The sequence below is a fragment of the Cyclobacteriaceae bacterium genome (genome assembly GCA_013141055.1).
Lineage (GTDB): Bacteria > Bacteroidota > Bacteroidia > Cytophagales > Cyclobacteriaceae > ELB16-189.
In genome coordinates this window covers 3,048,587-3,062,331 of sequence record JABFRS010000001.1, presented here as the reverse complement: position 1 = coordinate 3,062,331, position 13,745 = coordinate 3,048,587, and the positions used below count along the sequence as shown (strand labels likewise).

The following is a 13,745-nucleotide window of genomic DNA, read 5'->3' as shown; positions in this document are numbered from 1 at the left end:
ACTTCCTAGGAATTGCCTTATCCTATTCATATTTTAGTCAACCTTAATAACTGGCGTTTACCCACCCAAACGAATCATTCATGAAAAAAATCACATTCTTCCTTATCGGGATAATTGCATTTGCAGCTTGCACGAACAAGGCGGATGAGCTTTACAAACAAGCTGTTACAAAGCTCAACGCACATGATTTTCAGGGAGCCATTGCAAAGTTTGATTCCGTCATTCTTCTGGATGACAAGAATATGCTAGCCTACATCAATCGCGGTAATGCAAAGTTTGATGTAGATGATTTCGAAGGATCACTGGCAGATTATAACAAAGCAATTTCCATGAGTTCTGATAAAGATCTGGATCCGGGTATTTATTGCAACCGCGCTGATGTTTACTGGCAATTGGAAAAATTTGACGAGGCCATGAAAGACTATACAAAAGCGATTGACATGAAGCCTGACTATGACAGTGCGCTCGTTGGGCGTGGTAAGACCTTCCTGGCAATGGGTGACTTTGTGAATGCTAAAACAGATATAGAAAAAGCAATTACAATCAATAACGGGAATGCTTCAGCTCATTATGCCTTGGGAGATGTTGTTTATAATCTGAAGGACTATGAACTTTCGATCTTAGAATACACCAAAGCCATTGAGTTAAAGTCAACGGAAATGATCTACTTCCTGGATCGTGGAGATGCTTACTATATGGTTGAGAATTTTGATAAAGCAGTAGCTGATTATTCCAAAGCAATTGAAATGAATCCACAACTTCCTGCAACCTATGTGCTCAGAGGTGATGCACTGGATGATTCAGGTAAACCCAGTGAAGCCATTGAAGATTATAATAAAGCTATCGCGATCGATTCACTGTATGCCTCCGCCTATTACAATCGGGGGGTTACTTTAAAAAAGATGGGTGATAAGAAAAGTGCTTGTGCCGATTTCATAAAAGCCGATGGCCTTGGCGATGAAAATGCCGCGGGGTATTTGAAAGACTGTAAATAATCTTAATTGAAAAATTAAAAAAAGGATTATTGAAGTGATCGGGTAGTTGGCTAAAAGCTGACTACCCGATTTTTTTATCTCCAGTCTCCTAATAAAATTGCTCCAGCCCAATAATAAGGCAGTGCAAATTTTGGATTTTTCGAGAGATTCACCTGCGCCAAACGCAAAGCATCAACCGCATCCATTGTTTTGATGTTCTTATAGAAATCTCCAATTAAAATAGAAGTCGCCTCATCATCCACTTTCCACAGCGTCGCTACTACCGACTTTACACCATTCTGTAAAAATCCACTGGCAGGGCTTACAGGTGAACTCTCATTCGAACCTTTGGTTACAGCCGTCTGGCACGCTGAAAGCACCACGATACTAAGGTGATTCATTACTTCCATTCCCCATAACTCTTCTAATGTCAGCTTACCATCCTCATTCTTTGATGGATTTACTGCCATTGTCAGATATGACTTGCTGAAATCCTCATAATCAAGATTTCCATGCGTGGCGAAATGCATAACATTAAACTTCTCCTCTGCGAACTTCGCTTTATCTTCCGTGGCATCATCTCCAGTAAATATCGAAGCATTGGGAAAGAGCTTCTTTATGTCCGATACTTCTTTTTCAGTTGATGGCAGACTTTTATCAGGGTTGCCGAAAGCAAGGATATTATAATCCTTCTCTCCTCCTTCCAAAGTACGCAACAACATGTCCGTTGAGTTTGCATAGAAGATTGAGAATTGATTTGCCATGAGGCTGAATTTCCCATTTTGCAATGTCTTGCCTAACAGCTGAAAAGGAATATAGCTTAAAGCACCATTAGGGATAATGCAAAGCTTCTTTTTGTTGGCTATCTCAGCACTGACAGGAGATATCAGATAATGATACAATTCCTCAAACGGCTTCATCGATTTATCCGTTTGCTTCTGATCAGAAACAAGTTCCTTTCGCTCTACTTCTTCCTTTGAAAGATCCAGCTTCCCAAATGTACCTTGTTGGGTGCGCACAATACTCATTACACCACTAACATCACGGGCAAGTTGCTCTCTTGTAATATTAACAACCTTGGCAATCACCGTATCCGACGTTGCCATAAAAATATACAGTTGTTTTTCACCAGGCAGATAAGAAAGCAGAGCCATGTCCTTCGGAATTTGCTTCTTCCTCTTTCTAAACTCAGATGGCTGAACACTATTACTAAAGAACTTTGATAACTCTGGTTGGACATTCACCTGTTGATTGACAAATTTAAGATAGTCACCTTCAGCAATTGTCTGAATACCTTCAAGATTCTTAAGCTTGGCAACATTTTGTTTATCAACTGGTAATGCCTTTTCATTTACTATCTGCTGTTCAATGCCGTCAAGCTTGGCCTTCATAGTGCGCTCCTGGCCTACCACCTTGTTCTTGTTCTCATTCTGAAACTTGATGTCCAATCCGCGATACTTTGCTTTTAAATTATCTTCATTGTTCTTCTGAAGGTATTCCATAGCTGCGTCAGTTTCTCCAAGCTGCAGCAGCACATCTACCAACACTTCATAAACCTTTAAAATGTTTTTGTCAGAGGAAAACAATTTTTGCGCTTCTTCACCACCCGATACCTTGTTTCGGATTTTCTCAATGATCAATACCGATTCTTTAAGATTATCACGACCCATTTGCAGATCACCGGTTTCCCTGTTCATTACACCAAGTAGGTATAAACTTTCCCAAAGTGTACTATTCTTACCCATCGTTCTGGATGTTGCAATCGCTTCTTCAAGCAGCGGTTTAGCTGCAGCATATTTTTTCTCCTCCACTTCCAATTTCCCCAGTAACACAAGATTGCTGATATATCCAATCTTCAGTGATTTTTCTTTGGACAGCCTCATGCCCTCCACCAGGTAAGGACGGGCTTCTGTAAATTTTTTCTCATCAATTTTCAAACGTCCCATGACACCAAGGTTGTCAGATTTTGCTCGGAAGGCTCCCACCTGATCACAGGTCGCCAATGAAAGTTTGATCCATTTCTCTGCCTCTGTAGGATTTCCCAGATAATAATGTGTTTCCCCAATCAATACCTGAATAATTGCAAGGTTTTCATTGAGATCATTTGCTTTTTTGGAAATGGCGAGTGTCTGCTGATAGTACTCCATCGCTTTCACATAATTTCCCTGAGCCGAATAATTCTCACCAAGGTTAGCAATCGGGGCAAGTCGGGCATACTCTGCATGAATGCTTTTATAGATGCTATCTGCAATCAATTGATTTTTTATTGCCTGATCATACTCATTCAACTGTTTGTAAATATTTCCTCTGTCCACATACACTCCTGCAATTCCCCAATCATTATCAATCTGCTGGTAAAGCTCAAGGCTTTTAGTTGCATAGTCGAGTGCTTTTTGAAACTCTCCTAATTCACGCAGGATCGTACCACGCTGTCCGAAAATACTGGCCTGCAGCATTACATCTTTAATAGTATCTGCAATCACCTGAGCATCATCGAGTAACTTCATGGCCTTGATCTGGTCACCGGTTACATATCCCACGTCAAAGCTTTGACTCACCAGTGTGTTGGCATATTCCTTTCCATTCTTATTCTTTTTATAAAGATCCAATGCTTTCTGAAGGCTTTTTTCAGCGAGCGCTGCCTTACCCTGAGATCGGTAAAGCCATTTCATCTGACTGAAAATAAATGCCTGAATACCTTCATCATGCGTCTGTTCAGCAAGTTTCTCAGCTTCCAGGAAATACTTCTCTGACTTCACATAATCCTGTTGAACATTTAATTCCAGATTTCCGAGACATGAGAGATTATATGGAATATTATCCCTGTCCTTGATCTTCCTTCGGAGAACCAGGGCTTTTGAATACAGGGGCTCGGCATTTTTGTAATCATTTTTAATTGCATAGACTATCGCAAGATCATTAAGAGCAGAAGCCAGGTTTAATGTATCCCTTAAGGCTTTACGAATAGTAATCGAGCGATCGAAATAATCCATTGCTTTTGGATAGTCTTTCGACTTATAATAAGTATTCCCGATGTCCTGATAAGTTGTTCCCAGTTGTACGGAATCTTTTATCACCAATAGTGCATCTGCCGCATTCACGAGCGCTATAGTTCCATCAATGGGATTACCAGAGTCCTTGTATAGGATTGCCAGTTTCGACCAGGATCGCGCAACTTGCTTGTTATTCCTGCAAGCTTTTGCCAGTGCTATTGCCTTCTGATGATATTCTATCGCCTTCACATAATCTACCTTACTCCAATGATCCTGTCCAATATTGGAAAGCATGACGCAGGCATTAACTGAGTCCCCGGCTTCCATATACAATCCATAAGCTGTTTTGTAATGATCGATGGAGAAATCATAGTGGTCAAACCAGGTATCCGACTGATAGGCAAGATCCCAATGAGCTTCAGCTTCTTCCCTTTTGTCTCCGGCCCTATTGTACAGTTTAATGGATTCCGTGAATCTGTCTATTGCCAGGGCATATTGCTTGCGCGCCACCTGACGATGTCCCTGGTCGTCACTCATATTACCAGCCTTTAGAAAATTCCCTAATTGTTCATAAATTTTCTGGGCCAGCCTGAAGTTCTCAATAGACTTTACATTACTATCGAACTGCTTATAGGAATTGGCAAGATGCTCGTATGAGTAGGCAAGATCTGACTTGTCTTTTCTGTCTCTATTTAAGAGAATTGCACGTTCATGATTTTTATATGAATTGACAGAGTCCTTAACATCACGATAAGCATAGCCCATATTATTGATAACAATTGTGAGGCTTGCGGTGTCCTTGATCTGTCGATAGTCCTTTTCAGATTTATCATAATAAAAAATCTCATTCTTGATATCTCCCTTCTTTCCATATACCAATGCAATGTCCCAATTCATGTCTGCTCTTCTGGAAAGATCATCCACTTCGATGTACTCAAGCCGCTCTTTGAATTTTGAAATAGCGAGATCATACTGCCCCGTTTCACGATAGCATTTTGCAAGTTTCTTCTTCAGATTTTCAAGCTTCACCCGGTTATCAAGCTTTTTGTAGATAACCTCCGCCTCTTTATAACTTTTAATGGCATTGAGATAATCCTCATGCTCCACAAACTGGATTCCCTGATAGTCAAGGATGGTTACAAGCGATGCGTCATTCTTGGTTTTTTTTGCCAAAGCAATACCATCTGCGGTAATGGATTTCGCTATCTGATACCGCTTTAAATTTTCATTAACGATTGCCAGAGATCGCATCAATGTAACAACGCTGGTTGTATCCTTTAAGTCAACATAGATATCTTTTGCCTTCTGATAATACACCAAAGAGGAGTCATGGTTTTTGAGTTTCTCCTCAAATACAAAACCATGATTCCATAGGGCCGTTCCTTCATCACTTTTATTTTTGGCCAGTCTTGCAAACTTCAAAGCAGCTCGATAGATCTCAATCGATGACTGGTAATCTTCCACAGCATACGTTACATCAGCGGATGCGTTCAATGTTGTGTACATGTTATTCAGGTAGTCAACATTACCAGGGTTGTCTTTCACCAACTTGCCCCGGATACCAATCGCTTTTTCAAATGACTTTAAGGAATTAGCATAATCTTTTAATCGATACTGTACCATCCCTATTGCCTGATGAGCATGGCCTATCGTGAAATTATTATTGGCTTTAGTGAAATGATCCAATGCCAATTGATATGATGCCAGACTTTTATCATAGGCTTCAGACCTCTCATACAAATCAGCTTTTGCGAAAAAATAAAGGCCAATTTGATTCTCGTCTCCCATTTTTTCGGAGAGAAAAATGCATGCATCCAGCAATGCCTCGGCATCATCAAATTTCTTATCGTTGGAAAATTTTGTCGCATCCTCTTTCCAATCTTCAAGAAGTTTTTTTGTTATCTTTCTTTTGTACTGAGTATACTTTCCTTCCATGGATTGCTTTGTCGCACCGACAAACCAGGTTTTCAATAAACCCGGAGAAGCAACATCCCCTTCCTCCACATACTCCTTGAATGCCTCACTAAGTCGGATATCCTGACCCATCGTCTCCCAGTTCATCTGATTAAGATGATAGACATAGTACCAAACTGCCAGCGTATCAGTTTTTATCATAACATCATACACTGCCTCGCCTTCATACGGGCCAGCCTGAACCTTGCCCTTATAGCCAGATTGTTTTAGCTTTTCTCCAGCTGCATGTATGTCATTTTGCATGGACAGAAATTTTTCTGTGCGCAAAGTGAAGCCGTCCTTTTCGAGAATTTCCTCAAATGTGTAATAAGGTTCCCCGTTGTCTTTAACAACATTTATAGCTTCTGTGATGAGAAAGAAATAAGAAGTACGCTCTCTTTTCGGAACCGTGATATTTACATAAAACAAATCACCATCCATTATGATCTCATTTTCATTTAGTTTGATGGTACCCACTGAACGGTTTTGAGAAACCGATGTCCATGTCACCGTGCCTAACTTATGATTATGAGCTTTTACGTCTTTGCGAACCATTCCATAAACAGTTCCGGTGCCGTCCTGTTTCAGTCCTATGTCAAGGCCATGATCAATGGCAGCTGTATATACGTTTGCCCCTTTTTTCTCCAATGAAGAGAACTTGAACCCCATGGTGTAAACCTCAGTTTCAGTTTTCTGCCCAAAAGATGTGAGGAGAAGAGAAAATAGTGCGAAGGCAAGAGAAACGGTAACTTTCATAGGGAGCTTTAACTCTAAAAATAAAGAGAAAAAGCTACCTATTGCTTTAAATTAGTGGAATTACGTAGAAATCCGTACCAGTACGGATATCGAATTGCGGGTTGACGGTATATGCTTTTCTTGGCTAATCCAATAGCCTACGAGCACCTTCGGCATCAATGTCAATATCATCCTCTCCCACTTCATCAAAAGGATTCTCAAGGTGATCCTGAATATTATCCAGACTGACCAAAATGAAGCTGTAGAGCACAGGCATAACATATTCCAGCGATGGCGAATAATCACCAAATGTGCTGGCAAAATATGGTCCATATATGATCGGGAAAATATAAATGAAAACTTTGCTATACGCCCTTAAGGTTACGGGTGTTCGATAGACAAAAATTATCTTAAGATTATCAAAGGCAATGATCATCTTGCTAACATACTGACTCACTCTGGAAATCTCTCCACTTTGAACACCATGATCCCGCAACTCCATGGTAATTGCTGATAGTTTCGAAAAGAGTTTATAGATCTCGACTTCTCTTGCAGGCCACTCGCTCTTCTTTCCACTAAGAATAATCTTCAATTTTTGCATCATCTCAAGAGTAGTCTCGCGAGTACGCTGCGGCAGATCATTATTTTTGTTTGTCGTCCAATCACGTGTTGCATAATAGATGGCAATCGCGTGACCTTTAAAGTCGGCCCATCTCTGCAAAGCCGTTTCTCTTCTACTGTAGGCCGAGCCAATTGAAAACACAACGGGGAAAACAATGGCCACACCCACCAGCATATCAGGAAATTTTGCAGTGAGACCAAATTGAATGCAAACATAAGTTGATATTACAGACAGTGCAGTAATGATCAGTGTCTTATAATTAATGATTAGCGAAAAGCTACGGATTGTTTTCTTCATTGCTGAGAACATAAGAACCGCATGTGGCTTATAACAGGCGGTTAAAAATTAAGTGTACTAAGGTATAAAATTATTGTTCACGTTTTACAACGGTTGCGCTGGCTTGTGCAACTGGAAAAACTACCAGATCAGCCACCACTACATGAGGCGGTCGGGTTAAAGCAAACAAAATAAGGTCAGCTATGTCCTCACCCTTCAAGGGAATAAGGCCTTTGTAAGCTGCGGCAGCACGCTCAGCATCTCCTTTAAATCTGACTAATGAAAATTCCGTCTCTACCATTCCAGGCTGGATCGCAGTTACTTTAATTCCGGCAGCATTCAGATCAATTCGCATGCTACGGGTCAAAGCTTCAACAGCAAACTTACTGGCACAATAAACGTTTCCGTTTGCGTACACTTCTCTCCCAGCAATAGATCCCAGATTAACTACGTGACCAGATCTACGTTCGACCATTCCTGGCAACACTTCACGTGATACATACAGTAAGCCTTTTACGTTAATGTCAATCATTGCATCCCAGTCTTCAACATTACCAGATTGAATCGGATCAAGGCCGTGTGCATTGCCTGCATTATTGATAAGGATATCAATGGATGTCCATTCTGCAGGAAGAGATTTAATTGCCTTGGCAACTTCATTATGATCCCGAACCTCAAAAGAGAGAGTAGTAACTTCAGTAATCAAAGACAATTCTTTGCTGATCTCCGCAAGACGATCTTTTCTTCTGCCACAAAGGATGAGCTTGAAATTATTTTTGGCCAGCAATCTGGCAGTAGCCTCTCCGATCCCGGAAGTAGCTCCGGTGATAAAGACGATTCGCTTATGAGTCATAAATGATTAACGGGGTGAAAGAAGAGGCAATATTATTGAAAAATGAAATACACCGAAATAGTATTGGTGTGAAGATCTTTAATGGGTGCTGCAAAAGGACTAGGGTCAGATCCAAGCATATTTGTCAAGCCTTTTTGAAAACGAATTTCCTGAGAGAATTTAAAGAAAGGAAAATAAAAATCGAAGCCAAGACCTGCATCAAGACTAAGGTTCATACTCTTTATATCAAGATTGGAAGTTGTTGACTGTACATCATTTTTTCCGGAGGCCTCAAAGGATGGTGTAAAACCTCCTACCATGTACATCCTGACATTTCCTCTTCGCATGGATTTATACTTTAACAGGATTGGAAATTCATACATAGAGGTTTCTACCAATTGCTGCCTTGAAGAGTTGTTTGTAAAATAGTAGTTAAGCTTATGATTATAGAATCCTGCTTTTGGCATCACTCGCAGATCGAGGACTTCGTTCAAACGAAGATTAATAAGAAATCCCAATGAAAATCCTCCACTGAAAGAACCTTGCACAGAATGAACGGTATCAAAACTTTGCGTTACAAACCGATCAGAGTATTTAACCTCATAGGCTGAGGTATGAATACCAATCATAAAACCGTAAGAGATTTTTCTTCTATCAAACTCAGGATTATTTCTTTTCGCCCACGCAAAATTCTGCCCATAGGAAAGACCTGTGGTTAACAACAGCAGTACCGTTATTTGGTACCCCAGTAGAGCGAACTTATTCCGAAAGTGAGTGAATTGCATTGCGGATTTTTGTAACCAATGGTGGAAAGAATTTTTATGAAATCATTTCCATCTGGAAAAGCTTGTACTGATTCAGGAAGATATTGATACGCCGATTGATCTTTCGATATCCATCGGCCAACCAATGGCAAGATGGCAGTAAAATAAACTTTGTACAACTGCTTCATCGGGAATTTTGAAGGCCTGGAGAATTCAAGAATAACAATTCTTCCTCCGGGCTTTACTACCCTTAGCATCTCTGCCAACCCACGTTCCAGATTCTCAAAATTCCTCACACCAAAGGCAACGATCAAAGCATCAAAAAAATTATCCTCAAACGGAAGATTTTCAGAGTCACCCAAGCGGAGATCAATAATATGATCAACCTTTTTAGCACGCATCTTTTGTCTGCCGACTTCCAGCATGCCTTCAGAAATGTCAACACCGACAATCTTATCAGGGTTGAGATTAAGTGCTTCGATGGCAAAATCACCGGTACCGGTTGCCACATCAAGGATCGTTTTAGGCTGAAGCTCTTTCAATAAGGCAACAGCTTTTTTTCTCCAGACAATATCAATACCAAGGCTCAAAAAATGGTTGAGGAAATCATAGCGGCCACTGATGCTATCAAACATCCTGGCGACTTGTTGCTTCTTGGCTGAGGAATCTTCTTTGTAAGGTACTACCACGTGCGAAAGTTAGTGAATTCCTTCAAGGTGTTAATGTGTTAATATGCAGAAGTGCCTATGCTGGATATTCTGATTTCCACATCAAGTCATCAAGAAATTGTTGAGGTGCTGGTTCTTATTGGTACTTTTGCCAAAATGATTATAAAATCGGCCGAATTTATCATGAGCAATACGGACCCTGGGCGTAGTCCGGTGTCAAACAAGCATGAATTTGCATTCATTGGCCGATCCAATGTGGGAAAGTCGTCTCTTATTAATATGCTGGTGAACAGGAAAACACTGGCCAATACGTCCTCCACTCCCGGCAAGACACAGACAATCAATCATTTTCTGATCAACGAAAAATGGTATCTGGTGGATTTACCTGGATATGGATATGCTCATACGGCACGAAGCAAACTGCAGTCATGGGGACCGATGATTGAAACCTATCTCAAAAAAAGAGAAACTCTTACAACAACTTTTGTGCTCCTGGATCCACGTCATGAGCCCCAAAAAATTGATCTAGAATTCATTGAATGGATGGCAAGTCAGAACCTACCCTTTTCGCTCGTCTTTACAAAATCAGATAAGTTGAAACGAAGTGAATTGTTGATATCCATAAAAAGATGGGAAGACACTTTAAAAGTGACCTGGGCTGAACTTCCCCCAATGTTTCTGACGTCATCAGAAAAACATGAAGGTAAGGACCAACTGCTGGGGTATATCGGATCCCTTCTTACGGGTGTAAAAAAATAATTTCACTCGTTTGATTCTGAATCTCCGCTTCTGGCTTTTCTTTATCAAACACTGCGTAATCTCACTTCATATTCAAATTGAATCCTTATTTTTGCTAATCATATTAAAGTATAAACGATGGAATTAAAAGATCTCGCTAGCGTTTCCGGAAAAGGTGGATTGTACAAAATTTTAAAACCAGGAAATACGGGCGTTCTGTTGGAATCTCTTGATGAGGCGAAAAGCAGAATGGTTGCCAGCGCAAGCAACCGGATATCTTTGCTGGAAGAAATCTCGATTTATACCACTACAAAAGAAGGAACAATTCCATTGGGAGATGTTTTAAAGAAGATCAAAAAAGAATTCAATAATGATACAGGTGTCGATATCAATTCAGATCCATCAGAGTTGAAAGCATTCCTGAAATCAGTGCTGCCTGAATATGATGAAAATCGAGTATATGTTTCTGATATTAAGAAGCTGGTAAGATGGTATGGCGTTATTTTACAATACGCACCGGAGATACTTGAAGAAAGTAAAAAGGAAGAAAGTAAGTAATTATAAAAAGCAGTTGGCAGCTTCACCAACTGCTTTCAAGATTATTGATCTCCATTGAAGGCACAAATGAATCCAAGTTTTTCATAATACAAACCCGGGCCATCACAAGCCATCCAGGTTCCTGATAATTCAGAATCAGAATTTACCATCAGATATTCTTTCAATCCTGCCTCACAGGTTGCAATCAATTCATTTTCGGAATCATAGACTAACTCAACGTACTTTTGATAGCTTATCGTTGTTATTTGAAAAGTACCACCCGCCTCTACAATAGCACCATTTCGCTCTCTTGATTTAAGAAACTTTCCATTAGGATAAAAGTAAAGTGACTCCTGCCAGTCCATATCTGCACCTACAAGTGGTGGCTGATTTGCAAAGTTTCCAGTCATCCGCACAAGAATCCATTTCTCTGTACAATTTGCTGGAATTGGTGCAATCTTCTCTTTTTCACAAGAGATTAAGATCAAAATCAGGAATATCGGAAGGATCAGTTTTTTCATAGCTAAGATTTTTCAGTATTAATAACTCTTAGACACATGTTCCGACGTTCAGGTTGGAATCTAAAATTACTATTTATTTCTATGCTGCTTTAAGCTTTGCAATATCAAGTTTCTTCATTTTTAAAAGTGCCTGCATCGCTCGATTTCCTTTTTCAGGATCCGACATCAACTTGCCGAGCATGGATGGAACGATCTGCCAGGAGACACCAAACTTATCCTTTAACCAACCGCACATGCTTTCATTGCCACCATTTGCAATCAGACTGTTCCAGTAATGGTCAATCTCTTCCTGGGTATCACAGTTTACAACAAAAGAAACTGCTTCGTTAAATTTGAAGTTCGGTCCGCCATTCAATCCAATGAATTTTGATCCATTCAATTCAAAGGCCACGACCATCGGATTAGCATCAGTGATCTTTGAATTTTTAAAGATTGAACAATAATAATCCGCTGCTTCCCTGGCATTACCATCACACCAGAGGCAAGAAACAATTGAATGATCCATGTTTTTGAATTTAAGTCTTTATGTTTTTTTGTGTTGACGTAACGAAATTACTCAACCCCCTAAACATAGAAAGGCTTAAAAACGACAATCGTGAGGGGCGATTCCGACGAAATGCTAAAACAGGAGAAAAAAGAAGTGACTTATTTTATTGCTTCGACAATCTATAACGATCAAAGTTGCCATCATCATATCGATGAATCATGATAACTTCGTTTCCGTTTACCTCCAGGTCATATTCTCCGCCTAAAATCAACGTCCAATCAAAATTAGCAGTGAAAGCACAAGCGTTCGAAAAATTGATTTTACTTCCGCTTACTGAGAAAGTGCCGGAACAAATGGATGGATAATTTGAAACATCACTGGATCCTTCAAATTTATTATCAGTGACCACAATTGTCACATGTGAAGAAATTGCATCAATCAGTGGACCTCCTCTGTAAAATTCACCTTTGTAAACGCCCGACGCAAGGGGATCGACTCCTTCCTTCTTTTTGACCTCATCTTTCTTACAAGAGGTCATCAAAAACGTTACTGCAAGCAGGAGCAATGGAATGTTCTTCATAATTCTGCTATTTCTCATTAGACCACTCAACATGGAAATAGGTTGGAATGGATAGTGAAAAAATATGCTTCATATTTTCACCCAAAGCTTTCCGCCTTCTCAACCATTTTCTTTGAACCCACATAAAAAGGTGTACGTTGATGGAGTGTTAAAGGCTGAATGTCCAATATCCTTTTCTTACCATCAGTAGCAAGTCCCCCAGCCTGTTCTGCAAGGTATGCCAAGGCATTACACTCATACATCAATCGGAGTTTTCCTCCTTTGTCTTTGGCATTTGCAGGATAAATATAAATTCCTCCCTTCAGCATATTGCGGTGGAAGTCGGCTACCAGCGAACCTATGTAGCGTGCCATGAAATTTTGACCTTTGCAATAATTTAAATAACCCTTCACACCTTCTGAAAACGAGTTGAATGAACCTTCATTTACCGAAAAAATCCTTCCGTCTTCAGGCATTTTAAGATCAGGATGAGAAAGAAAATACTCTCCCAGTGTTGGTTCGTACGTAAATCCGTTGACACCATGGCCCGTGGTGTACACGAGCATCGTGCTTGATCCATACAATATATAACCGGCCGCTACCTGCTCACTTCCCTTCTGCAGAATATCAATGTTCTGTATGGGTGTACCCTCAGGACTTTTTCTTCTATACACTGAGAAGATTGTCCCGATAGAAACGTTAACATCAATATTGGAGGATCCATCGAGTGGATCAATCGCAATTACATACTTTCCTTCGTTGTTGAGGTCGACAAATGATTCTGTCTCTTCAGAGATCAAGGCACATACTTCTCCGCCTTTCGAAAGCGCCCTAGTAAAGCGGATGTTGGCCAGCACGTCAAGCTTTTGTTGCTCATCTCCTGCCGAGTTTTGAGAACCCAAAGCACCCATGATGTCAATAAGTCCGGCTTTGTTTACTTCCCGGTTTACCACCTTTGATGCCAAGGCTATGTCTCTCAGTAATTGCGAAAGTTCGCCGCTGGCGTATTGAAACTGCTCCTGGTTATTCTTTATAAACCGGTCAAGGGCGATTCCGATAGAGTGAGCAATGCGGGACTGTTCCATA

12 protein-coding genes are annotated in these 13,745 nt (G+C 40.4%); 3 read left to right on the top strand and 9 right to left on the bottom strand.

Going from position 1 to position 13,745, the window contains the following annotated elements; all coding sequences use genetic code 11:
- The first annotated feature begins 80 nt into the window (after positions 1–80).
- Positions 81–995, top strand: a complete 915-nt coding sequence (locus tag HOP08_13620) for a tetratricopeptide repeat protein (GenBank protein NOT75960.1) — start codon at positions 81–83, stop codon at positions 993–995.
- A gap of 74 nt (positions 996–1,069) precedes the next feature.
- Here the strand turns inward: HOP08_13620 and HOP08_13615 are convergent, their stop codons facing one another.
- The 5 genes from HOP08_13615 to ubiE form a co-directional block, all read right to left on the bottom strand.
- Complete coding sequence (locus HOP08_13615) at positions 1,070–6,676, bottom strand: tetratricopeptide repeat protein (GenBank protein NOT75959.1); 5,607 nt, start codon at positions 6,674–6,676, stop codon at positions 1,070–1,072.
- 124 nt (positions 6,677–6,800) lie between these two features.
- The gene (locus HOP08_13610; GenBank protein NOT75958.1) at positions 6,801–7,574 is read right to left on the bottom strand and encodes a hypothetical protein; all 774 of its coding nucleotides are present in this window, start codon (positions 7,572–7,574) and stop codon (positions 6,801–6,803) included.
- A gap of 70 nt (positions 7,575–7,644) precedes the next feature.
- Positions 7,645–8,406, bottom strand: a complete 762-nt coding sequence (locus HOP08_13605) for an SDR family NAD(P)-dependent oxidoreductase (GenBank protein ID NOT75957.1) — start codon at positions 8,404–8,406, stop codon at positions 7,645–7,647.
- 32 nt (positions 8,407–8,438) lie between these two features.
- Positions 8,439–9,107 carry a PorT family protein gene (locus HOP08_13600; protein NOT75956.1) on the bottom strand — a complete coding sequence of 223 codons (669 nt, stop codon included), beginning with the start codon at positions 9,105–9,107 and terminating at the stop codon, positions 8,439–8,441.
- Between the two features lie 11 nt (positions 9,108–9,118).
- Complete coding sequence (gene ubiE / locus HOP08_13595; GenBank protein ID NOT75955.1) at positions 9,119–9,784, bottom strand: bifunctional demethylmenaquinone methyltransferase/2-methoxy-6-polyprenyl-1,4-benzoquinol methylase UbiE; 666 nt, start codon at positions 9,782–9,784, stop codon at positions 9,119–9,121.
- Positions 9,785–9,973: 189 nt separating this feature from the next.
- Between ubiE and HOP08_13590 the strand changes: the two genes are divergently transcribed.
- Both HOP08_13590 and HOP08_13585 read left to right on the top strand, forming a co-directional pair.
- Entirely contained in the window at positions 9,974–10,576 is a 603-nt protein-coding gene (locus HOP08_13590; protein NOT75954.1) for a YihA family ribosome biogenesis GTP-binding protein, read from the top strand.
- A gap of 117 nt (positions 10,577–10,693) precedes the next feature.
- Positions 10,694–11,113, top strand: coding sequence for a DUF5606 domain-containing protein (locus tag HOP08_13585; protein NOT75953.1), 420 nt, complete (start codon positions 10,694–10,696; stop codon positions 11,111–11,113).
- Between the two features lie 41 nt (positions 11,114–11,154).
- Here HOP08_13585 and HOP08_13580 read toward each other — a convergent pair whose 3' ends face one another.
- The 4 genes from HOP08_13580 to fbp form a co-directional block, all read right to left on the bottom strand.
- Positions 11,155–11,613: a hypothetical protein gene (locus HOP08_13580; protein NOT75952.1), complete on the bottom strand. Its 459-nt coding sequence runs from the start codon at positions 11,611–11,613 to the stop codon at positions 11,155–11,157.
- Between the two features lie 79 nt (positions 11,614–11,692).
- Positions 11,693–12,118, bottom strand: a complete 426-nt coding sequence (locus tag HOP08_13575) for a VOC family protein (GenBank protein NOT75951.1) — start codon at positions 12,116–12,118, stop codon at positions 11,693–11,695.
- 145 nt (positions 12,119–12,263) lie between these two features.
- Positions 12,264–12,680: a hypothetical protein gene (locus tag HOP08_13570; protein NOT75950.1), complete on the bottom strand. Its 417-nt coding sequence runs from the start codon at positions 12,678–12,680 to the stop codon at positions 12,264–12,266.
- Positions 12,681–12,757: 77 nt separating this feature from the next.
- Entirely contained in the window at positions 12,758–13,744 is a 987-nt protein-coding gene (gene fbp / locus HOP08_13565) for a class 1 fructose-bisphosphatase (protein ID NOT75949.1), read from the bottom strand.
- Position 13,745: the final 1 nt, after the last annotated feature.

Excerpts from the sequence above, each read along its gene's own strand:
- HOP08_13620 (NOT75960.1), top strand. The coding sequence starts at position 81 with ATGAAAAAAATCACATTCTTCCTTATCGGGATAATTGCATTTGCAGCT.
- HOP08_13615 (NOT75959.1), bottom strand. The coding sequence starts at position 6,676 with ATGAAAGTTACCGTTTCTCTTGCCTTCGCACTATTTTCTCTTCTCCTC.
- HOP08_13610 (NOT75958.1), bottom strand. The coding sequence starts at position 7,574 with ATGAAGAAAACAATCCGTAGCTTTTCGCTAATCATTAATTATAAGACA.
- HOP08_13605 (NOT75957.1), bottom strand. The coding sequence starts at position 8,406 with ATGACTCATAAGCGAATCGTCTTTATCACCGGAGCTACTTCCGGGATC.
- ubiE (NOT75955.1), bottom strand. The coding sequence starts at position 9,784 with ATGTTTGATAGCATCAGTGGCCGCTATGATTTCCTCAACCATTTTTTG.
- HOP08_13590 (NOT75954.1), top strand. The coding sequence starts at position 9,974 with ATGATTATAAAATCGGCCGAATTTATCATGAGCAATACGGACCCTGGG.
- HOP08_13585 (NOT75953.1), top strand. The coding sequence starts at position 10,694 with ATGGAATTAAAAGATCTCGCTAGCGTTTCCGGAAAAGGTGGATTGTAC.
- HOP08_13580 (NOT75952.1), bottom strand. The coding sequence starts at position 11,613 with ATGAAAAAACTGATCCTTCCGATATTCCTGATTTTGATCTTAATCTCT.
- HOP08_13575 (NOT75951.1), bottom strand. The coding sequence starts at position 12,118 with ATGGATCATTCAATTGTTTCTTGCCTCTGGTGTGATGGTAATGCCAGG.
- HOP08_13570 (NOT75950.1), bottom strand. The coding sequence starts at position 12,680 with ATGAAGAACATTCCATTGCTCCTGCTTGCAGTAACGTTTTTGATGACC.
- fbp (NOT75949.1), bottom strand. The coding sequence starts at position 13,744 with ATGGAACAGTCCCGCATTGCTCACTCTATCGGAATCGCCCTTGACCGG.